The organism is Psychrobacter sp. C 20.9 (assembly GCF_001921765.1).
In the GTDB taxonomy this organism is placed as follows: Bacteria; Pseudomonadota; Gammaproteobacteria; order Pseudomonadales; family Moraxellaceae; genus Psychrobacter; species Psychrobacter piscatorii_B.
In genome coordinates this window covers 16664-39750 of record NZ_MRYC01000005.1, presented here as the reverse complement: position 1 = coordinate 39750, position 23087 = coordinate 16664, and the positions used below count along the sequence as shown (strand labels likewise).

At 45.5% G+C, this 23087-nt stretch carries 16 protein-coding genes; 8 read left to right on the top strand and 8 right to left on the bottom strand.

Translation table 11 applies throughout. The annotated features are described in order from the left end of the window. Positions 1-204 precede the first annotated feature (204 nt). Positions 205-918 carry an RluA family pseudouridine synthase gene (locus BTW00_RS04465; RefSeq protein WP_075106423.1) on the top strand — a complete coding sequence of 238 codons (714 nt, stop codon included), beginning with the start codon at positions 205-207 and terminating at the stop codon, positions 916-918. 83 nt (positions 919-1001) lie between these two features. Beyond that, positions 1002-2627 carry an NAD(P)/FAD-dependent oxidoreductase gene (locus tag BTW00_RS04460; RefSeq protein WP_075106422.1) on the top strand — a complete coding sequence of 542 codons (1626 nt, stop codon included), beginning with the start codon at positions 1002-1004 and terminating at the stop codon, positions 2625-2627. On the opposite strand, the gene BTW00_RS04455 is transcribed toward BTW00_RS04460, so the two are convergent. Beyond that, complete coding sequence (locus tag BTW00_RS04455) at positions 2617-3573, bottom strand: NAD(P)-dependent oxidoreductase (RefSeq protein ID WP_075106421.1); 957 nt, start codon at positions 3571-3573, stop codon at positions 2617-2619. The genes BTW00_RS04460 and BTW00_RS04455 overlap by 11 nt on opposite strands. Before the next feature lie 435 nt (positions 3574-4008). Here BTW00_RS04455 and rapA point away from each other — a divergent pair, with 435 nt between their 5' ends. Both rapA and BTW00_RS04445 read left to right on the top strand, forming a co-directional pair. Further along, a complete protein-coding gene (gene rapA / locus BTW00_RS04450; RefSeq protein ID WP_178379253.1) occupies positions 4009-6912 on the top strand; it encodes an RNA polymerase-associated protein RapA in 2904 nt (967 codons plus the stop codon). 373 nt (positions 6913-7285) lie between these two features. Further along, positions 7286-8188 carry an acyl-CoA thioesterase II gene (locus BTW00_RS04445; protein WP_075106420.1) on the top strand — a complete coding sequence of 301 codons (903 nt, stop codon included), beginning with the start codon at positions 7286-7288 and terminating at the stop codon, positions 8186-8188. A gap of 68 nt (positions 8189-8256) precedes the next feature. Here BTW00_RS04445 and BTW00_RS04440 read toward each other — a convergent pair whose 3' ends face one another. The 6 genes from BTW00_RS04440 to BTW00_RS04415 all read right to left on the bottom strand — a co-directional run bounded on the left by BTW00_RS04440 (position 8257) and on the right by BTW00_RS04415 (position 17023). Beyond that, on the bottom strand, positions 8257-9537 hold the full coding sequence (locus BTW00_RS04440; RefSeq protein WP_075106419.1) for a hypothetical protein: 1281 nt from the start codon (positions 9535-9537) through the stop codon (positions 8257-8259). 46 nt (positions 9538-9583) lie between these two features. After that, positions 9584-10852 (bottom strand): A/G-specific adenine glycosylase, encoded by a 1269-nt coding sequence (gene mutY / locus BTW00_RS04435; RefSeq protein ID WP_075106418.1) that lies wholly within the window; start codon positions 10850-10852, stop codon positions 9584-9586. 91 nt (positions 10853-10943) lie between these two features. After that, positions 10944-11873, bottom strand: a complete 930-nt coding sequence (locus tag BTW00_RS04430; protein WP_075106417.1) for a GIY-YIG nuclease family protein — start codon at positions 11871-11873, stop codon at positions 10944-10946. A gap of 23 nt (positions 11874-11896) precedes the next feature. Continuing rightward, the gene (gene ylqF / locus BTW00_RS04425) at positions 11897-12853 is read right to left on the bottom strand and encodes a ribosome biogenesis GTPase YlqF (RefSeq protein ID WP_058023551.1); all 957 of its coding nucleotides are present in this window, start codon (positions 12851-12853) and stop codon (positions 11897-11899) included. A gap of 150 nt (positions 12854-13003) precedes the next feature. After that, a complete protein-coding gene (locus BTW00_RS04420; protein WP_256714003.1) occupies positions 13004-16099 on the bottom strand; it encodes a DUF2339 domain-containing protein in 3096 nt (1031 codons plus the stop codon). 186 nt (positions 16100-16285) lie between these two features. Beyond that, positions 16286-17023, bottom strand: coding sequence for a dienelactone hydrolase family protein (locus BTW00_RS04415; RefSeq protein ID WP_075106415.1), 738 nt, complete (start codon positions 17021-17023; stop codon positions 16286-16288). Between the two features lie 160 nt (positions 17024-17183). Between BTW00_RS04415 and BTW00_RS04410 the strand changes: the two genes are divergently transcribed. Continuing rightward, positions 17184-17777 carry a YcgN family cysteine cluster protein gene (locus BTW00_RS04410; RefSeq protein WP_071002844.1) on the top strand — a complete coding sequence of 198 codons (594 nt, stop codon included), beginning with the start codon at positions 17184-17186 and terminating at the stop codon, positions 17775-17777. Between the two features lie 45 nt (positions 17778-17822). Continuing rightward, positions 17823-18620 carry a hypothetical protein gene (locus tag BTW00_RS04405; protein WP_075106414.1) on the top strand — a complete coding sequence of 266 codons (798 nt, stop codon included), beginning with the start codon at positions 17823-17825 and terminating at the stop codon, positions 18618-18620. Positions 18621-18650: 30 nt separating this feature from the next. Here BTW00_RS04405 and BTW00_RS04400 read toward each other — a convergent pair whose 3' ends face one another. Further along, positions 18651-19949: a DUF4105 domain-containing protein gene (locus BTW00_RS04400; RefSeq protein WP_075106413.1), complete on the bottom strand. Its 1299-nt coding sequence runs from the start codon at positions 19947-19949 to the stop codon at positions 18651-18653. Positions 19950-20212: 263 nt separating this feature from the next. On the opposite strand from BTW00_RS04400, the gene BTW00_RS04395 reads away from it, so the two are divergent. Next, positions 20213-21112 (top strand): CBS domain-containing protein, encoded by a 900-nt coding sequence (locus BTW00_RS04395; protein WP_075106412.1) that lies wholly within the window; start codon positions 20213-20215, stop codon positions 21110-21112. Between the two features lie 277 nt (positions 21113-21389). Further along, the gene (lnt, locus tag BTW00_RS04390) at positions 21390-22964 is read left to right on the top strand and encodes an apolipoprotein N-acyltransferase (protein ID WP_075106411.1); all 1575 of its coding nucleotides are present in this window, start codon (positions 21390-21392) and stop codon (positions 22962-22964) included. Positions 22965-23087 lie beyond the last annotated feature (123 nt).

Sequence of the window (23087 nt, the reverse complement as noted above, 5' to 3'; positions counted from 1 at the left end):
AATCGAAACAGAATGACACAGGTTGGGTTTTCTCTGTTACGTGTGATCATTGCTTTGCTAGAACATACTTTTTGAGCACTTTTAGCCGTCTGTTTTTACATTGAATCATCCCACTTTTACTCTCAATAAATAGGGCGCTACTGTGCCAAAATAACAGCCGCCAAAGCCCCATATTACGTTTAATTTATATAAGTAGTTAAGTTTATGCCTTTTACTGATGAAGAAGTCGACGCTCTCAACGCGCAAGAAAATGCCTATCCGCTTGAGTTTTTCAAGGATTTTGCGCAAGAGATTACCGTTTACGAAGACGATGATATTTGGGTAGTGGATAAACCGGCAGGGCTGTTAAGCGTCGATGGCAAGACCCTCAAAGTGAGTCTGCTTGCTCGGCTTGAGCGTGCCAATCCAGCGGTAAAACTGATTCATCGACTGGACATGGACACGTCAGGGCTAATTATTTTTGCAAAAAATGCCGCCGCCCAAACCAATATCAGTAAACAGTTTATTGAACGCTTACCGCAGAAAAAGTACCAAGCCAGAGTCTTTGGAGAATGGGAGCAGGTGGGCGCAACGGGTAAAATATCCGTGCCAGTACGCTATGAGCCGACGACCAAGCCGCGTCACATCGTCGATCACGACTGGTCAAAGCATGCTTTAACACTATATGAAATATTAGCCCACGAACAATGTAATGGTCAAACCGTCACTCGAGTAATGCTAAAACCAGTGACAGGTCGCAGCCATCAACTACGCGTACATATGGTGCATGCAGGTCACGTGATGATTGGCGACCCGATTTATGCTGAGGGCGCGGCACTCAAGATTGCGCCAAGGCTGAACCTACATGCGCAGCAATTGCGCTTAAAGCATCCAGTATTGGGTGCTTGGATGGACTGGGAAAGTCCATGCTCATTTTGATGCATTAGCTGCCTGAATATGGAGTCGAAGCTCGCGATTAATAGAAGCGCTATCGCCAATCATGCAAACACAAGGATGAGAATATGCTTGATATCGCTACTACCAAACAGGCGATCAAAAGTCGCCTCACACGTAGACACTCGCAAAGGGATAAGCCTGCTGATTATGAAGTGCTGATTATTGGTGCGGGCATTGCGGGTATCGGTATGGCGTGCCGCTTACAGCAACTACAGCATAAAAATTTATTTGGTCATAAAGGTGTAAAAAAACAAAGGCAGAACAAATCAGTTAACAACAAAAGAGGCTCGCAGCGCTTTGCCATATTAGAAAAGCGTGCCGATCTGGGCGGTACGTGGGATTTATTTACCTATCCTGGTATCCGCTCTGATTCTGATGCCTTAACCTTTGGCTATAACTTTAGACCGTGGCTAGATTATAGAATGCTGGCAGCAGGTGGCGATATCAAGCGTTATATCGCTGATACGGCGCGCGAGTTTGGTATTACTGAGCATATTCGCTATGAGCATGAAGTTCAGCAAATATCATGGTCGAGTATGGATCAGTTATGGACAGCAACCATAAAAAACCATACCAGCGGAGAAGTGTTCGTTAAGACGGCAAAGTTCGTGGTCGGTGCTACGGGCTACTACGACTATGAGCAAGGCTATCGACCTCATTTTGCGGGAGAAGAAGATTTCCGCGGTCGTATTGTCCATCCGCAGCATTGGGGTAATTTAGATTATAATGACAAAAAAGTGGTCATTATTGGCAGCGGTGCCACTGCAATGACGCTATTGCCGGCACTGGTAGATGAAAGCAGCGAGCAGTGTGCGCGTCACGTCACGATGCTACAGCGGACACCCACTTATGTGGCAAGCGTACCGGGCGATGATCATGCTATCGACTGGCTATCAGGCAAGTTTTCACCTTTATCAAAAGAGCAGGCCTATACGGTACTGCGAGCGCGCAACGTGTTGCGGCAGCAAGGGCTGTATAAATTAGCTACTCACGCGCCCAAGCTGATGAAAGCTGTGCTAAAAGGCGGCGTGATAAAAGAGTTAAAAGGTAGCGGCGTTGATGTCGAGCACTTTATGCCCGACTACAATCCGTGGGATCAACGCGTATGCGCTGTGCCAGACAGTGACTTATTTAAGTCTTTGCACGGTGATCGTGCAGCAGTGGTCACCGATCAGATCGACCACTTCACCGAAACCGGTATTATGCTGCAATCAGGCGAGCATCTTGAGGCTAATATCATCGTCACAGCAACCGGATTGAAGCTGCAAATGCTAGGCGGAGCAGCGGTATATATCGACGGGCAGGCCATTGATATCGGTACGCGCATGACGTATAAGGCAGTCATGATCGAAGGCGTGCCTAACATGGCGGCCTTATTTGGCTATACCAATGCCTCATGGACGCTAAAGATTGATCTGGCTTGTCAATATGTGGTGCGGCTGTTGAGTTATATGCACAAAAATCGCTACCAAGTCGCGCTGCCACAGGCACAGGCGGCGAATGCTACCGCCTACGCCCAAGCAGATACGGTGATGGGCTCGCTATCGTCTGGATATGTCAGGCGTGCCCAAGACAGACTGCCGAAGCAAGGCGATCGCTACCCGTGGTACGTGACCAACAACTATCTTAGCGACCGTGTGATGCTCAAATACCGCAAAATAAAAGACGACTGGTTGCGGTTCAGTCGTTAGTCGTTTGCGGGTTATCGATAAAGTCAGCCACTTGCTTGCTTAATATCTGCCACAAGGTCTCTTGGGCGCTTTTGCTGCCCCAGGCATTGTGTGGACTAAATATGACGCGCGGATGATCGCTGAGACTGAGCAGTGGGTCATTGTCAGCGATAGGTTCTTGTTCAAACACGTCACTGGCATAACCGATGATTTGCTCGTTGTTAATCGCATCGGTCACTGCTTGGCTGTCGACGACACCGCCACGAGCGACATTGACGATGAGCGGTTGCTTGCTCATTTTTGCCAATGTGTCTTTATTAATGAGGTGCTCGGTTTGTTCAGTCAATGGGCAATGCAAACTGAGGACATCTGCACGAGCTAACACCTCATCAAATGCCGTATAATCGTCGTTGCGAGGCGTGCGTCCTTGATGCTCCGCCCATAGAACTGTCATACCAAATGCACGCGCGATTTCGGTCACGCGCTTGCCAATGGTGCCAATACCAATGATGCCTAGCGTCTTGTCTTCCAAATCTATCAGCGGAATATCCAGCAGACAAAAATTCCCGTTTGCTAGCCATGTGCCATCAGCGACTTTTTGATGGTAATGAATACCGGCACGCATCGCAGTCAGCATGAGCATAAAGGTATGCTCAGGCACACTTTTTACCGCATATCCCGCCACATTATAAAGTGCTACGCCATGTTTATCGCAAGCGGCTTGATCGACGTTATTCATGCCAGTGGCGGTCAGTTGAATCAATTTTAGCTTAGGTAGGCCTGCGATCACCTCCGCGCCAATTTGCACTTTATTAGTGATGATAATATCGGCATCTTTACAGCGCTCAATAATGAGGTCTGTGTTTTTTGGCGTATCGTTATAAGTGACGTAATCGCTTATGCCTGCTGGTGCGGGCAAATCAATGCCATCAGAAAAAGTGCCTTTATCCAAAAAAATGGCTTGCATCATGATTCCTTATTTATTGTTGTCCTATAGATAGAAATAGTTGTCAAATGAATCGTTATCGGCTTAATGTAGCACGTTGGGGTTTTTAGTCAAAAACGAATCCATTAAATATTGGCTAAGTAGTGATAAGCGTTTAAAAACAAAGTAATTTATATCATGAGCGGATTTACTGAGCATGATTGGGCCCAAAGACCTTATAAAGTCATGGGTATCATAAGCCACCTCTTGAAAATTGAACTTAACGCACTCATCTAGCCGCTAACGTTATATAATGGTAAGGCTTGGCTATTGGTTTCACTAACATTATGGCATCGCGTTTGCATCTATTGATGATTTGCATCTATTGATGATTTGCATCATTGTTAATTTGGTTAGTATCACAAGCCACCATTGCTATCTAATTTTTAATTATCTGAGTACAAAAGACATCGCCTTATGACTATCTCTATTGCTTCATTGCACAGTACTGAATTCGCCGTTGGCCAACGTTATTTATCTGATACGGAGTCTGAGCTTGGCTTAGGTGTGGTGATCGATGTCGATGATCGATGTGTGCATATTTTATTTCCACAAAGTGAAGAGACGCGCGTCTACGCAAAAAACTCTGCGCCACTATCGCGCGTGGTGTTTAAGGTTGGCGATACGATCTATGACCAAGATGGCAAAAGCTATACAGTCAATGCTGTCGATGAAGTCATGGGTGTGCTCAAATATGGCGTCGATGAGCACGAGGGCGGCACTGCTTCTAAAGGAATAATGGAGACGCGCCTTGCTGCCAATATCACGCTAGCCAAGCCACTTGAGCGCTTGCTCGCTGGTCGTATCGAGCGCGGCGATTGGTACGAGCTGCGCCAAGATATCTTGCGTATGCAATCAGCGTTGGCAGGCCATCCACTCAAAGGGTTGATGGGTGCGCGTGTTGATATCATCGAGCATCAGCTCTATATCGCACACGAAGTCGGTAAGCGTATCGCGCCGCGTGTGCTATTGGCTGATGAAGTGGGCCTTGGTAAAACCATCGAAGCGGGCATGATTATCCATCAGCAGCTACTAACGAGTAAAGCTGAGCGTGTTTTAATTTTGGTGCCAGACAGCTTGCAGTATCAATGGATGATTGAGCTGCGTCGTCGTTTTAATCTGAATTTTGCATTGTTTGACTTGGTGCGCACAGCTGCGATCAAAGAACATGATCCTGAGCAAAACGTCTTTGCCACTGAGCAGTGCATCATCGCCGGTATGGACTTGTTGATTGACCATCCTGATTTGTATGATCAAGCGATGGAGGCAGGATTTGACCTATTGGTTGTGGACGAGGCGCATCATCTGCACTGGGATGAAGAGCAGGGCGGCAATGATAAATATGATCTGGTGGCAGACTTTGCAGAAGAGACGCCAGGCGTGATGCTATTGACAGCAACGCCAGAGCAGATTGGCGCGCAAAGTCACTTTGCCCGTTTGCGTCTGCTTGATCCAGATCGCTTCGATGATTTAGATGAGTTCATTGATGGTCAAGAAGCGTTTGCGGAGACGGCAGCAGTCGCTGGTGTATTAATAGAGGATAAGCCGCTCAATAACGGTCAAATCACCGCATTGAGCAATTTATTAGACATCAGTATGGATGAGCTGTCCACGATTAATGAAGACGACAAGCTGCGTACCTATGCGCTCAACGAGCTATTAGATCGTCACGGTACCGGTCGTATTTTGTTCCGCAATACGCGTGAGAGTGTCAAAGGGTTCTATGGTCGTAGCAGCCAACCGCATCCACTGCCACTCCCTGACGCATGGAAAGACAGCTATCAAACCAATGGCAAATTGCGTGAGCAGCTATGGGGCGAAGAAAACCAACCTGATGGTGGCTGGCTAGAAGATGATCCACGCGTCTCTTGGTTGGTTGATATCTTACGCGGTGAGCTTAAGCAACAAAAAGTGCTATTAATCGCTCGCAGTGGCGCGACGGTAGAGAGCTTAGAAGCCGTATTGCGTCTGCATGCAGGTATCAAAACCGCTATATTTACTGAGCAGATGACCCTGCTTGAGCGTGACCAAGCAGCAGCATTTTTCGCGGATAGTGAAGGCGCACAAATATTATTATGCTCAGAGATTGGCTCGGAAGGTCGTAACTTCCAGTTTGCAAGCCAGCTGATACTCTGGGATTTACCGGCCAATCCAGATACTTTGGAGCAGCGTATTGGACGTCTAGATCGTATCGGTCAGACACAGCAGATCATGCTGCATGTGCCTTACGTACAGGGCACGGCGCAAGAGCGTCTTTACCATTGGTATAACGATGCGCTGAATATGTTTAACCAAATATCACCAACGGCACAAAGCGTGCAAGAGCAGTATATCCAAGAGCTCAAGCCTGTACTTGAAGGCGCGGATACTGCGGATAACAATGCCATCTTACAAGACATCATTGATGAGGCGCTACAGACGCGTTTGGGCCTAGAGGCGCAGCTACAAGCGGGCCGTGATCGTCTGCTAGAGTACAACTCGTGTCGTCCGCGTGTCGCTGGACGTATTGCGGATGCCATGCGTGACTTTGATGGCAATAATTTGTTGCCGCATTTCATTGAGCGCTTCTTTGCCTCTGCCAATATCGACCATAATATCCAGCGTGATGGCTCGTGGGTCATCGCTCCGATCGATAGCACTGAGATCAGCGACTATATCGATGGCTTGCCGCTTGGTGATGAAGACGGTATGACGTTGACTTTTGAGCGTGAGCAAGCGCTTCAGCGTGAAGATATCGATTTTATCACGCACGAGCATCCATTAATGCGCGCTATCTATGAGCTGGCCAGTACCAGCACCTTTGGGAATACCACAGTGGCTATGCTAAAAAGCGCCGCTGTGCCGCAAGGGATGGTATTGCTAGAAGTAAACTTCCGTGTCGAAGCCATCGCACCAAAAGTGCTCAATCTGCCAGCGACATTGACCACGCAAAATATCCGTGTCTTTATCAGTGAGCAGGGCAGTGACTTGTCGGCTCGTATCAGTGCTGATATGATCATGCCGCATGTGGAACGCTTGGATAAAAACCGTGCTCGTCAGGTGATCAAAGTGCGCGGCGATGTGATCGAGCAGCGGTATTACGAGGCTGAAGACATCGCACGTGAGCAAATCGCGGAGATTGGTGAACAAGCAAGTGCGCGCTTTAGTCAGCAGTGGTCACGTGAGATCAAACGTCTCAAGCACTTGCAAACCATCAATCCAAATGTACGCCCCGAAGAGATTGAGCGCCTAGAGCAGCTCAAGGCTCAAGGAGAGCAAGCGCTTGGTAATTTATCGCTAGTGCCGGACTCTATTCGCGTACTGGTAGCAGTGAAGCCATAAACTTTTAGATGATAGTCAAAAACGAGATGTTGTTAGACATCTCGTTTTTTTATGAATGAGATTGCTTGGACGAGTAAAGTAGATGCGATTTTTTATCGCAAATCGTTAAGCAATACTTATGAGTAAGCTGACAGTAACTAGTCAAAGCCAACAATATTGGGTAAGATATTTACCTTTTCTATCGAAAATGAACAGATAGCTATGGCCTGATGAGCTATGGCTGTGTGTTTGTTCTAAAGTCTCTCTTGTGTATTTCCGCAAGCGATCTCATATTATTTTAAATTCAAGCGCAGCGTCTATATGGCATCGAGACTGTTAGATGCTTACTTTTGGATGCTGAGCGTGTTTGATAAAAATAAGGAAACATATTGTCATGTCCGATAATTCACAACTGATTGATGAGCTGCTAGCTACAATCGCGCTTATTGAGGTTACCCCCGATGTCTTTGAGGGTAAGAGCCATGATTATGTGGGCAGTCGTATATTTGGCGGGCAAGTACTGGCCCAAGCGATCATGGCAGCAGCGCATACATTAGATCAAGACAAGCCTTGTCACTCGTTACATGGGTATTTTTTGCGTGGCGGTGATATCAATCAACCAGTGATCTATCAAGTGCGCCGTCTACGTGATGGTCGCAGTTTATCTGCGCGTGAAGTGACGGCTATTCAGTACAAAGAAGTGCGTGGTAAGCCACCGATTGAGCAAGTGATATTTTCGATGATTGCGTCGTTTTCACCGATGGAGGATGGCCTTGCGTATCAAGAAGATATGCCTGTCTATCCACCGCCAGAAGATCTATTGACAGAGCAAGATTTAAAAGAAGAGTACGTGGGCAAAGTACCAGATGCGCTCAAAGCACGGTTTATGCGCCGCCGTCATGTCGAGATAAAGCCCGTCAAACCGCGCAATCCGATCAATCCAGAACCGATGAAACCTAAGCAAGCCAACTGGCTACGCATCCATAAGCTTGGCAATCAGCCAGTGGCTATTCAGCAAGCGCTTTTGGCGTTTTCGTCTGATTTTTACTTGGTTGGTACTGGACTGATGTCACATGGCGTGAGCTTTATGACCAGTGGGCTGCAAGCGGCTAGTATTGATCACTCGATGCACTTCCACCGTGAGTTTGATTTGAATGACTGGCTGCTCTATGACATGTGGAGTGATACCACGTCCAATGCAAAAGGGCTGAACCATGGGCAGTTTTGGCAAGATGGCAAACTGGTCGCCACCGTGCAGCAAGAAGGCCTAATGCGTTTGCGTGTACCAAAGTCTTAAGTCTTAGCTCTCTTTTTGAATAATAAATCTGTCTTTATTGTAAACATTAAGACAGATTTATTATTTCTCTATTGAAGGTGAAAGGCGTATAAGATACTTGTAAAAGAGTTTTGCATGATCTTCCACTCACCATTATCTTCTGTTCTTACTTGGACATTATTTTCGCTATCTAGATAATTAGTGGATACATTAACTATTTTACTAATCCTTTGATTGTTGTCTTCAAACTTTAATTCAACTGTTACAAGGGTTATGGCTGCTGCTCTATCTTCGATAGAAATTAGCTTATATGATGAAGGTATGTGATTTCCAAAATCCTTTTTGGCTAACCCTGCTTTTTTTCCTTTATGCTTATCAACAAAATATACAAGCGATTCTGATAGTAACCCATACCTCCTAGTTATCCAGTTTTCGATGAATTCGGCTACGGCTCGTTCTGGAGTGTTTAAAGGTAACTCTTCTGCTTTACCTACAAAAGGAAGATAAGTGATATTCTCGCTTGAGCGTGGTGTCCAGTTTTCTATTAGCTTTTTTTGTCGTTGGGTGTCTGAAAAGCTTTTTAAAACTTTTCTCCAGCTCTTTTCTTCTTCTGGTTCAGAGTTTTTCTCGCTTATCCGTGCGTCTGCCCAATCTTTAGTTGCAAACAATGCTGCCCATACCTTAGCTGCTACTAACTTGTTATCAAAAGCTAACTCTCTACCGTGTAGAATTCCATGTCGATAAGGAATAGTAAGAGCTTCTTCATTAGTTTTACTTCTGCTTTTAGTAAATAAAGACGCTACTACTTGTAATCCTGTCTCATGAGCAGCCATAGAGTCCCACACTGTCATATCTGCTGAATCGGCAAAAAAACCTACATGCTTTGAGATATCATTCACGATACCGTCAAGTAAGCTAAGTAGTAGAGGAATACAGGCATAATAGCGTTTTGCTAAGTAATCTTCTTTTGCAAGTTCAATAAGGCGGATACGACGTCGAAACTCTTGATTACCTTGAAACCTAAGTATCCCCCATTTTAGACAATCGGCATCATATGAATCAGTAAGAAACTGCTCAGCGACTTTTACGCCTTCAGTATCATATTTAGCAATAGCTTCCTTCATAATTTCTAAGCTCATCGATTCATAAGCAACCCAGCCCAATTCTGAAAATCGCTCGTTAAAATTATCAGGTATTTCAAAGATTTTAGATTGCTCTTTAATTTCAGGGAAGCTCTCAAAGGCTTTACTGATCTTTGGAGAGAATACTTTTAAAAGTGGAGAAATCTTGTATAGAGCTTCTATACCTTTTATTTGATTTGTTACTTTAACAAACGACGGATTGTCTTTAATCTTTCTAGGCTTGCTCATAGATGACTTCCATATATAGATGTAAAATATCTTTGGATAGAACTATTTAACGCTCAATAACTTTTTCCATCGCACGAGGCAATCCTAGACTGTCTTGCGCTGTTTGTTCGGTCAGCCATTTAAAATCAATCGCAGCTGCTGCTAACTTCTCGTTGAGCTCTAGCATTTGCGAGGTGTCGACGGTTAATTTACGCGGGGTTAAATACCAGTGGAAATGCGTCAATGAGTGCTTGATAGGGGCGTCATCTAATAAGGTATTTCTAACTGATTCGGTTACCAGTTCATTCTTTATTAGCCATTCGTTGATAATTTGCTCAGCCGTGGTGAACTCTGTCTCGTATATTTTTTCATTACTGCGGACATCGCTTGTCATATTTGACGATTTATCATCACTCTTGTCCGATTTTTTAACAGCAGCTTTGCCATTTACTTTACAATCAACCTTTTCCACGAACTGTAATGGCAAGCTCCATAATCCGCCCCAAATGCCATTATCAGGGCGTTGTAGCCACAATATTTCACCGTTTTCATTTTCTATCAGCAATGCATCGCTAAACTTACTCGGTTTGGGCTGTTTTTTCGCTTTGACGGGATAATCGGTTTCGCGTCCCTCAGCATGTGCCAAACAATCGGCTTGGAGCGGACATAATAGACAAGCAGGTTTGCTACGGGTACATAATGTCGCACCCATATCCATCATGGCTTGTGCGAACAGTCCTGAGTTCTCTGTCGGTGTTAAACGCTCTGCCAACGCCCATAGCGTCTTGGTGGTGGCAGACTTGGTGATATCGCCCTCAATAGCCGCCCAGCGTGTCAGTACGCGTTTGACATTGCCATCACAGATGACGCCATACTTGTGCAAGCCCAACGCCATAATCGCCCCAGCAGTCGATGGGCCAACGCCAGAAATCGCCTCCCAACCTGCGAGCGTCTGCGGGAACTCGCCAGTCTCCTCGATTACTGCAACCAGCTGCTTCGCGCCTTTATGCAAATTACGCGCGCGCGCATAATAGCCAAGCCCCGCCCAATGCTCGGCGACCAAGTCCCATTCTGCGGCGGCCAAATCTTGTACGGTTGGAAAGGTGTCCATAAAACGCGCAAAGTAGGGCAGCACGGTGGTGACTTGCGTTTGCTGGAGCATGACTTCAGATAGCCACACGATATAAGGATTGGGCGTATCAGTGTGGTGCTGTTGCCAAGGTAAATCATGGCGACCATTTTCGGCAAACCAATCAAGTAGGCGGGGGGCGAAAGAGTCTAATGCGTCAGTGGGTTGAGAAAAGGGAGCATCGGGTATGGCGGTAGATTGGGTCATAGGCTCTTATAAAATTGGCAATAAGTAAAGGGCGCTTTGATTACACTTAAGCAAAGCGTTTATCCTATATGGTGATTATCTGGTTGATTTACTAGCGATAAATATCGCTAAGCGTCTGGCCAGCTTTGTTTTTCCAGACTAGCCACCCATTTGCATTACGTCCTGTTGCAATTTGTCCTGCACCACTAGGTGTTGTCAGCAAGTGGTTTTTGACCACTTTGTAAGTGTTGTCATCGTGTTCGATTAATATTTTGTTTGCTAACATTTCACGTTTTTTATTGATGCCCCATTTACTAAATGATGGTGTATGAATTTTACGGATGAGCGAGCCTTTTAACAAAACAAAACCGTCATTATCGTAGTAGCCTTGAGCATCACAGTCTTTGGCTTTGCAATAAAACAGCATTGGTTGCTTGTCAGGTACGACTGCTGGTGTGTCTTGGGGAGACTGGCGGGTATCTGGTATCAGTGGCTGGTAGGCTTTATTATTAGGAGTCTCAATACCGATTGCTTCAAAAACTGGCTGCCCGAGGGTAGACAGTAAAATATCTAATGTGTGAAACAGCTCTTCGCAGTCTGCTTGCAGCGGTGCTGGCGTATGCGGCTTGCTGCCATTATTGCCATTTTGCAAATCGTAACGCCCGACATCTGTGGCAATTTGAATGGCTTTATGTTCCATATACAGCGCATGCGTCTGGGTAATGGTGTTGTTGGTAGAGAGCATGACAAACACCCTTGTCCAAAAATCTTTACCATTATGATGGCTTTTCAGGCGCTGGGTTAAATCGCCTGTTTGCCCAATATAGAGTAGAGGTTTGTCCGTGCTATCGGTATCACCAATTAGAAAGTATAAGCCTACTTGCTTGGCGTCGGGCATACTTAAAAAATCTGCAATATGAATGCGCGGCACTTCAATCAGACGCACAGTACGCGTGGTCATTTCAGCAACACGCAACCCACGAGGGTTACCCGTGGGTAGGTAGATTTGAATGGTTTTTGCTGAGGGTGTTAATGGATTCATAGTAACTTATATTATTGGTAAATCTACTTACGATTCTTCCGTGTTTTCAAACGACGTAAGCGTTTTTCTTCCTCTTTTGCTTTCTTCTTCTCTTCAGCAGCGAGTCGCTGTTCTGCGACGACGATTTCTTCTGCCTCAATCATAGCGGGTGTTTCAAGCGTGATACGCCCGATCTTCGCGCTACGCAGCTCATTGATGAGAATCTCAGACATGCGGTAGGTGTCAACTTGATTGCCCGAACGCACACAGCCGCGATTACGACCCGCCACTTCAAAAAACTCCCAATCGGTCTTTGGCAGATCTTCAATTTTGTAGCGAGTTTTTAGCAGTTCAGGATAGGCGTGCATCAAATACTCAGCGGTATAGCTGGCGACATCAGCGAAATCAAATGCCGTATCACGGATACCGCCTGTCGCTGCTAGACGATAGCCAGAGTTTTCATTTTCAACTTTCGGCCATAGCATACCGGGCGTGTCATAGAGCATGATGTCATCGTCGAGCTTAATCAGCTGCTGCGACTTGGTTACAGCTGGCTCGTCACCTGTCTTTGCCACAGCGCGTCCTGCTAGCGTATTGATCAGCGTTGATTTACCCACATTTGGAATACCCATAATCATCGCTTTGATTTGACGACCAGTACCGACTTTATTGGGTACGAGATGCTTACAGATGGCGATGATGCGTTTTACGTCATTGGCTTTTTCAGTATCGCAGGCAATGGCTTTGACTTGGCTTTGCTGCTCAAGATGATCCATCCAGATTTGGGTCAATTCAGGATCGGCAAGATCGGCTTTATTCAGGATTTTAATCACAGGTTTTTCGCCGCGTAGGGCTGCGACCATTGGGTTTTCGCTACTATAGGGGATACGCGCATCGATGACCTCGATGACCACATCCATCTGCGGCATGATTTCTTTTATTTCGTTGCGGGCTTTGTTCATATGCCCAGGGAACCACTGAATACTTGCTCTCTTATCCATCTGCTTTTATAACCTTGTTATTCATAAATGTCGCGCAAAAGACATGGCGCTATGTTGGCATTGTCTGTTGTCATGGGATCCAGTTTACTACAAACCCGATGTATCCATGGGACAATTTCACCTGACCTACTTACCTGACCAGATGCGCCGTTACGATTGAGGGGGATTTCCTATCTCTTCGTTGGCTGGCGGCAACGGCGCAAGATACCCAATCAATAGTATTAAGCTGCCGGCACCAATGAACGAGATCACGCGCCAAATCGCCTCGGTCTGTGACAGATCGACTAAGACCAGTTTAATCACAACGATGCCGAGTAGACCAATACCCATAAACCAAAGCGCGCGCTGCCAATAGCGGCTGGCAAGGATAGTGGCGACCAAGGCTAAGAGCGTCCATAAAATTGTCAGTCCTGTTTGTACTTGCTCGCTCTGCCATGCGCCGCCTTGATAATCATTCCAAAGTGGCGTGCCGATAAAGGCGTGTAGCGTTCTGACCAACATGCTGGAGATTAACCAAAAACTGATCAGTCCCAATATGATTAGCAAATTCTCAGCGGTAAATATGCGCTTAGATTTGGCAGTTGTACCCGACTGGATAACGGTTTCATTGTGACGGCATTGATTGATGTAATACAGACTAAAACCAACCGATAGCGTCAGCCAAGAGGTGATGTCGTATAGGTTCACTAACGGAAAATAGGGCAGTCCCCAAATTATACCGTCATAATACCAATTCGTAAGAACAACCCAAAGTAGGGCAATGGGAGCAAAAATGGCAGCGCAACCTAATAATGCCTGTTGCCAGTTAAACCAATACAGCAGACCTTGTTCTGAAGTTTTATCAGTCGAGGTGCTTTCTTCATTTTGACTAAGATAACGATGATTGAGCCATAACCCAAATAGTATGAGTACCGCTGAAAACAAGATAGCCATCACGCCATCAGAGTCTGGTAGGCCATAATGCGCCGCGGCAGCAATCAGTAACAGCCCTGTACCGAGCCAGCTTACCTCAGTATAACGTGCCATGTTTTTATTATCAGACCAAGTTTTTAGCCATAGCTGGCCTATCAGTAACCAGCCAATTATCAAACCTATGAATACCAGCCATTCCGTTGTTACCCATGTTAGATTTCGCTCGAATTTTTGTGGCAGTTGCAGTATTAGCATGAAATAAAACAATAACAATAATCCACGACTCAGCTGTCTAACCTCTGCCCACGGACGATAACGGTTGATGACCCAATAGGCGGCCAGGCTGATGAGTGCTGACAGCGCAATGACTGTCGTATCTGATTGCCAACTATCAAACCAATGATGCAAATCAAGTATCAGCACTTGTAGCATCCACGCTATCGCCGTCAATGTTAAAAACTTTATTAATCTAGGACTGTGCCAAACGAGTTTGAACGCATGGCTTTGATGACTGATAGCGTCCAGCCATTGCTGTGCCGCTTGATCATTGATACCCAGTGCATGAGCATAATTGGTCATCGTATCTGATGGGTTATCACGCTTTTGTGCCTTTGTGGTAGAAGGCGTTATAGCGTCACGATTTTGCTTATTACTGTTATCTAGCTTATTCATTAATATCGTAGGGGAGTTGCTAGCGCGTAAGATAAAAACGGTCGCCAGATAAGCAGTTGCTGAAATACTAAAGGCTAAAACGGGATAGTCTTTGCTAGAGAATATCGCTGTTGTCATTAGCATGCCAATGCTGACGAGCTGTAATAGTAAGCCGAATAACACTGACCACGACCGCAATGAACGCCTGCCAAACCAAACCAGAGCAAGTCCCTGTACTGACCAACCAAAAGCAATCCATTCCGCATCTAGCGCCAGCGGAATCACCAGCGCCAAAAACCCAAATCCTAAAGCCAGCATGCCTTCAGTGATTAAGGCATAGCGCTCACTGCGCTGGATAAACAACCAGCCCAGCCCAAGGTAGACAGTCGCCAAAATCGCGCTATTGATGGTCAAGGCATTAGGAATCTTATCAAGTAAAGCAGAAAGTAAGCCGAAAGACAGAAGCGGTACTGAAAACAGTAAGCCAGTATCGATGGGAAATAAATAGGCATTGTTGCCTACGGTAGCTTTATCTAAACGCTGTATATTATTTGTACTATCGATATGGCTAAGGGCTTTTTCGCTAAGTGCGTTGTAGGCAATAACTTGCTGCGCGTAACGAATGACCACAAACAAGTAAAGCAACCAATGCAATGTAATAAGCAAAACCAATGGCCAAAGCTGCGTCTCAATAATTGGATCAAGATTCTGCGTGCTGCCCCAATAATAAGCCAATCCAAACGTGACAACCACGCCAAATAGATTCAATATTTTCCACGGACGATAATGAGCAATCACAGCAATCGTGACATTCAATAATAGGTAGTAGCTGAATAAGGCGACTAAGCTACCAGTATCTTCACTGGTCAAAATCGGCGCAAAAAATCCACCAGACAACGCTAACAACGCGAGCGGAAAAGCGTTTTGGCGTACAGCAAGGGCAATGGTCACAGCAGACAATAATCCAAGCCCAATAAAGCTTGGAATACTCGGAATGATTTCATAAACACTATAAGCAAAAAAGGTACTCAAATATGTAATCGCTAAGCCTGCGCCCTGTAGCGTAATCCCATATGAAAAGCGTTTTGCGGTGAGCTTGAACCCCAGTGCTGCCAACGCAAGCCCCGCGATGCCAATTGCTACGAGCTTTGTGGTAATTGAAATTTCGATATATTCGCTAAGCAATCGCAGCAGTAGCACCACGCCTACTAGCAGCACCAATACGCCGACCCGAACGACGAGATTGCCACCGAAAAACCAGTTTTTGATTGAATGAATCAGTGAGGTCACAATAGGCAATGAGCGTTCATCAGGCTCAATCGGCGCATTTGCTATTTTATTTTTGGTCGGAGTTGGAGTAGTAACAGGCAGTGGTGGTGGCAATGATGTAGATGACAGGGTTGAAAGATTATCTATAGACCGCTGTTGTGAATCAAAAATTGCATGCTTAGCAGCATCATTTTTAGTAGTATTGCCTTCACTAGCGCTCGCGCGCGTATAAACACGCTCATCAGCCAAATGGGTAGATGAAGCGTTTATACTGCGATTTTTTTGCTGCTCAAGTTCAGCCTGTAGTTTTGTCACATCGCGGCGCAAATACGTGATTTCTCGCTTTATTTTGGTGTATAAAGCGACTACTACAATCAATAAAACTGTAAAAGCCAGCCAACCTAACTGGGTCATCCATAGGTATAACATCTTCGTCGCTCAATCCAATTGATAGTAATGTGATAATGACGTGATTTGCTAAGAAGCACAAGACCGCTCTGATTACTTACCCAAAAGGTCGTTGATAAAATAAGACTGAAAATAAAAAGGCAGCTTAATAGTTAAGCTGCCCTTCTTTATGAGTTTTATACCAGATCTTTTTTATGCCAAATTGGTTTTCATAAACTCAAGCATATTTTCCCAACTTTGCTTAGCAGCGGCTTCGTTATAGCCAAGATCCACATCATTGTTTGCCGCGCGCTCATCAGCATGTGGATTGGTAAAGCCATGCTTAGCATTGTCATAGACATCGATAGTGTAGTCCACGTCAGCGGCATCTAGCTCTGATTTTAGGCCCTCGATGGCGTCCATTGATACCATTGAATCATCACGGCCATGCGCGACCAGTACTTTTGCAGTGAAGTTTTTGTCTGCTGGTTGTTTTGGCGTTGGGTTACCATGGAAGGTAGCAACCGCTTTTAACGGCATGCCTTCGCGAGCCATGTCTAGGACGACTTTGCCGCCGAAGCAGTAACCGATTGCGCCTAGATTGTCACCGTCAACTGATAACTGATCGCTAAAGTCATTCAAAATCAAGCGGCAACGTGCCATTAGCATGTCTTGATCAGCAAGTACTTGCTCCATCCACATATTGGCTTGCGCCGCATCGGTGGTGAGTTTGCCTTCGCCATAGACGTCCATTGCGACCGCTGCGTAGCCTGCTTCTGCCAAACGCTCTACTACTGATTTTGGATGATCGACCACGCCCCACCATTCTGGTGCGACCAAGATACCTGATACTGGGTTATCATCAGAAGCGTTGTCTGGTAGTGCCACATAGCTGATAAGTTCAACACCATTTTCGGTGGTACTGATTAACTCGAAAGTCTTAACTGACATATGATTGTCCTTTTTTATGTTATGATTTTTAATTATTCGTCGTTTTGATTATTTGTCATTGTGATGGTTAGTTTTCTAACTCGTACTACCTTAACGCTCATATCTAGCAAAAACAGCTATAATAGTGTAACGCTCTTTATCAAAATGCTACTGCGACCCTATGACTATAAATTTCTTAAACAAAAATGATGAACAATCAGGCTTGCATTCAGGCGTCAATCCAGATGCTAAGCTTGCGCAGTCGGTAAGTTTATTTCCTGATAATGCTGACACTGATTCTAGGTCTGAGCCACTACGCCCGCAGTTTTGGTCGCGATTTGCCTTAAACGAGCTAAATCATAGCGAATGGGAAGCGTTGTGTGATGGCTGCGGCAGCTGCTGCTTAATCAAATACATCGATAATGATGATGACGAAGAGCTGGTCGAGTATACCGATGTGACGTGCCAGCTCATGGACTGTGCGACAGGCTATTGCCAACATTATGCGACGCGCCAAGAGCATGTACCAGATTGTATTCAGCTGACCATGGACAACTTGCCCAACATGATGTGGCTGCCATCGCATTGCGCCTACAAGCGGTTGTATAAAGGACAGAATTTGCCAAGCTGGCATCTGTTATTGACTCAGGATGCGGTAGTCACCCAGCACGAGATGCGTGCAGCCAATGTGGGTGTCGCTGGCCGCTGTGTGTCGGAGATTGGTATGTCTGATGAAGAAATGGAAACGCGCGTGGTTAATTGGGTGAATCCATAGTTTATTATTTGCTGATATAAAGGGTTATGATCTAAGGATTGGAATATGAATAAAATTTGCCGTACAACAAGTTTGATATTCAGTGCTGCTTTTTTGTCAATCGGCTGCTCAAATATTGCTCATTTGTCTGAGACCAATTCTCCTACTTCTCAAACGGCGCAAGCTATACCTGTAAAAGGTGTATTAACATCTGTGAGTGCGCCTACATTAGACGCGCCAGTTGTGGTGGATTGGCAAAAGATAGAGGCAGCCGCAGATAAAAAATATGAAGACGAGCCATTGTCTGACTATTATCTGAATATTTTATCCGAGGAAGAAAGGAATGGTGCGCCTTGGTTTTATGCACAAGATTTTAATGTTTCTATTGAAGAGGCACAGCGTCGATTATTATTGCAAGGAATTAGCTCGCCGCTGATTAACTCAATCACAGAGCATTTAGGCGCAAATGTTGCCGCCGTTTATTATGATAATAATGACCCTGATGAGTTTTCTATTAAAGTGACGACACTAACTAAAGTTAAAGCCGTCCCACCAAAATACGTGTATCACTTTAAACAAAAGGAATTTGAAAACTACTCTTTTCCTATTTATATCCAAGCCACTAGTGATAAAACGCATCAGCAGATTGTTGCATTGCAAGAAAAAGCGTGGCCTGAGATATTAAAGCGTTATCCTGACGCTCAAAGTATTGGTTTTAGCCCAATGACCAATACTATTAATGTGACAATTTACCGCCCAACCCCCAACGAAACCGAGCGCCAACGCATAGAAAATGAGTTGACTGAGCTCGTTGGCTATCGTGTGATGGTTGAGTTTACCAAAAATCGCATAACCACGGTTTAATGGTCAGGGCTATTTAATATGTTATCAATACTATTCATGAGAGCTCTGAGCCGCTGATTTGGCCTGTGCTTCAGCACTAGATTGGGAGTCGGCTAGTAAAGGGATTGGAATATCTTGACGAATTTGTCGAGAGAACTCACGGCTATTGGCAATAGAGTGCAGGTTATTGAAGCCCATAGATTTTGGATTAATATGGGTGCGCTCATACCACGTATCCATCGACCACGGTTGGTTGTCTTTTGTTGGCGCCGCATCGAGCATACCGACGTCGTATAGATAGTTTGGTAACCAACCAGACACCCAAATTCGATAATCCCACGGCAGGCGATCACCACTGACGATACGCGCCATATAAAAGATAATATTAGTACAGTTACTCGTCAATGTGTTGTACCAAGAGGGTTTGGTATTGAGCTCATCCATTGCCGTTAGGTAAGATTCAAACAACGATCTCACCTCATGTTGCTGCAAATTGCTGATAGGAAACAGATAGACTTGCTCACCGCGCGCGTTGCTGCGCGTATAGATAATATCGCGCTCTTCGGCGGCAATCAGGCTCAGCTCATACCGTCTAAAAAATCCCGCCAGTGCCGAAAACGACTCGCCATTTTCTTTACGAATCTCAAATGAGAAGGCAAGTGGTCTATCGTCTTCAAAGCGAAAGCTGACCAAGGTATGAGCAATCAGTGGACCCATCCAGTAAGAGTTGGTCACATCAACGCCAGAGAGTTTAGATAAATCAATCGTGCGCGTCTCCCAATGCTCTGTGGCGTCCTCGTCTGTGCGCCAATCAAAATTACGGACATTGGTTAAGGTAATCAAATCAGGGTTGGTTGCATCGCGCTCATAAGCCACTTGCTGGTCGACCTCAGCCATCCAGTCGCGATCTTGCTGGGGTTCGATAGAAAAAAACCAGCCTAGACCTATGAGCCAAGTTACTCCATATAAGCCAATGAGGTATCTAGTCGCTGTGTTTTTATGAATTGATTTTTTATTAGACAATGAGTCACTGAGCAGTATCTTTGTGACTGTATGCCAATAACGCATACTTAGCAGCGCAGCTAATATACCCACGATGATGAGTGTTGCAAGCCAAGTGAGTACAGAGCTTATCCCGTACTGATACCAAATCGCTAATAGCAACCATATTGCTGATAGCAATATTGTGATAGCAATCAAAAAAATAACAAGACGATGTCGCCATGTCGGTCTTGGTGGTTTGTTATCTGCTGATCTGTTGTCCAAATCGCGACTGACAGAATGGCTATCTGCAAGCTGGCTGCGTGAACGCGACGATAATAAGCGGGAAAAAACGGAGCGTAGCGACATAAAGTTTGTTTTGCTAAATAATGGCTTTGACCATAGCAAAGTTTATAACACACTGACAATACAATTTGAGTGAATTTGTCGTTGAATGTCGGTGAGCCTTGCGATAAAGTGAAGCTAAATTGTGCTGGTATGTCTGTTGTTTGTTACACAGATAATGATAAGCGCGCTGTTTTATTTGGCGCTTTTGTCCCCATCTAGGCTCTACTTATCTTATGAACGGTTATTCTAATTGCCATTAACTAAAGAGGTTAAATCACACCACCATGTCTGACGACACTCCCAGCCCGAGTAGTTGGTCGATGCGCGGCTTAAAACGCTGGCTATCGACCGCCCCCGAAACCCGTGATGAATTGATTCGTCTGGTACAAGACTCGCGCCAGTTTTTAGAGCCCGATACGGTCGATATGTTAGAAGGCGTGCTCGATCTGCCGGCGACACAAGTGCGCGAAATCATGACGCCAAGGCCACAAGTGATTGGTCTGCACGAAAGCACTAGCCTTGACGAAGTGATGGACATCATTCTTGATACGACGCACTCGCGCTATCCTGTTTTTGATAGTCAAGATGATGATGCCGTTATTGGCATCCTATTGGCAAAAGATTTGATTCCTATTCTGGTGCATATGGTACGCAACCAAGAAGACAAAATCGATAGCAAACGTCTAAAAGACTTGGTGCGCCAGCCATTATATATCAGTGAAACGGCTCGTTCTGATACCCTGCTGCGCTCATTGCAGCGCACGCAAGTGCATATGGCGATCGTCGTCGATGAGTTTGGCAACTTTGGTGGTGTGGTCACCATGGAAGATTTGTTAGAGGAAATCGTCGGTGACATCGTGGATGAGCATGATGACTTTGATGAAGACAGCGATATTAATAATATCGTTGCTGATCCCGAAAAGCCAAACACATGGCGTGTCCAAGCATCTACAGTGATTGAGGACTGTAACGATGAGCTTGGCAGTCGTTTTGATGATACCGACGTCGACACGATGGGCGGTCTGGTCATGCAAGCACTCGGTTTTGTTGGTGATTTGGAGGGCGAGAGCGTGGTGATAGATGATTGGCAAATCACCATCACTGATGTGGAGGGACGATTTATCCAAAATCTAGAGCTGACCAAAACCAATGGGGACCAGCAGATACTGATAGGTAGCCATTGATTTGCTTGTATTCTCATAATCAGTAATTAGTGATAAAACATTCTTAGCAAGTCCAATAAAAAACACGATGAACCATCGTGTTTTTTGCTTTCTGCCTTTTGTATTTTGGTATGAGATTTTCGCTACGCAAATTTACCCATTAATCGGTTTTGACTGGTATCATGGGTGGATTTTATGTGTGGTCCTGCATAAAGCATTATGCAGTCAGTTTTTGCTTGGGTTTTGTCTCAGTGCTGAGCTGTAAAATTTTGAAAAAATATGGTCTTGGATAACTGCTATGCGTCTGTCTACTGTTGATTTACAAAAACGCCTGAACCCTGAACAGCCAAAAGGCTTACATCTGGGACTGACGGTACTGATCGCTTTGCTGGCAGGAGGCGCTTTCACACTTGCGCTCGCGCCTTACGGGATTTGGCCAGTTGCGTTGGTATCGCCCGCTATTTTGTATGCGCTATTGATGCCGGAGATGACAGGTCGCCGCGCCTTCCTCATTGGTCAGGCATACGGTACGGGGCTTTGGTGTGTGGGTGCGTTTTGGCTGTACACATCTATCCATGTCTATGGTTCGACGCCCGTATGGCTTGCGCTGATTATGATTGCGCTGATGGGTCTCGGCATGGGGTTGTTCCATGGCTTTTTGGCGCTCATCTTTAATCGAGTGGTTGGCAAACAGCCATTATCTTTTGCTGCGCTTTGGATACTCCAAGAGTGGATGAAAACGTGGCTATTCACTGGCTTTCCTTGGCTATTCGTCGGTTATGCGTTTACTGAGCAATATTGGTTGTCGTCGCTAGCGCCTGTTGCGGGTGTCTTCGCGATTTCTTTTGTGGCGGTGCTACTGGCTGCCAGTCTCGTTGAGCTGTTGCGTCGCCGCGCAGGCTATATGATTCCGTCGATAGCCTTGTTGGTTGTTAGCTGCTCGCTATGGTTGATCAATCCGCAGTGGACCAAACCAAAAGGCACGCCTGATCTATCAGTGTCTTTGATTCAAGGCAATATCCCGCAAGATCTAAAATGGCTTACTGAGTATCAAATAGAAACCCTAAAAATCTACGCAACCTTGACTCGTGACGAGTGGGGGCGTGACATTGTGCTGTGGCCTGAGTCATCGATTCCGATGTTTCAGACAGAAGCGGTTGGTTTTATCAATGAAATGGTAAAAATGGCCAAAGAGACGGACACGACATGGGTGACGGGCATCCCTTATAAGGACGAAGCCGCGTTTGATGCCAGTAAAGATAAATATGCGCCGTTTTATAATAGTGTGGTGGCGCTAGGGGCTCAGGCAGATGGCTTGTATAAAAAACAGCGTCTGGTACCCTTTGGTGAATATATTCCGTTTGAAGGTGTGCTTGATATCCTGCCAAATCTGGCAGGTAGCCAAGATATCATGAGCTATAGCCGCGGTAGTGATCATCAGTCACCGCTGCGTGTACGAGGCCATAACTTGGGTGCAGCTATCTGCTATGAAGTCGCGTATCCAGATACCACGCGCAAAAACGCGATTGGCACAGACTTTTTATTGACCATCTCAAACGATGCGTGGTTCGGTACGTCGGCAGGCCCGCTACAGCATTTGCAAATGGTACAGATGCGCGCGCTCGAAAATGGTCGCTGGTTTATGCGTGCGACCAACACGGGGGTGACAGCTATCATCGACCATAAAGGTCGCATCGTAGCGCGTGCTCCGCAGTTTGAGCGCACCGTACTACGCGGTAATATACAGGCGCGCGTTGGTAATACGCCGTTTATGCGTTTTGGCCAATATCCTATTTTGTTTATTATGGCGCTACTGCTGATACTGAGTTACTTGGGTAAGCGTCCTAAGAAATTAGTACGTTTGGGTAAATAACTGTCATCAACGCTAAAAGCGAATAGTAAAATTGTCGATAATAATCCCTTTAAATACTTAAGGGTTTTCACAAATCAGTATAAATTGCGATATAATAGGTCAATATTTCAAATATTTTGTGCA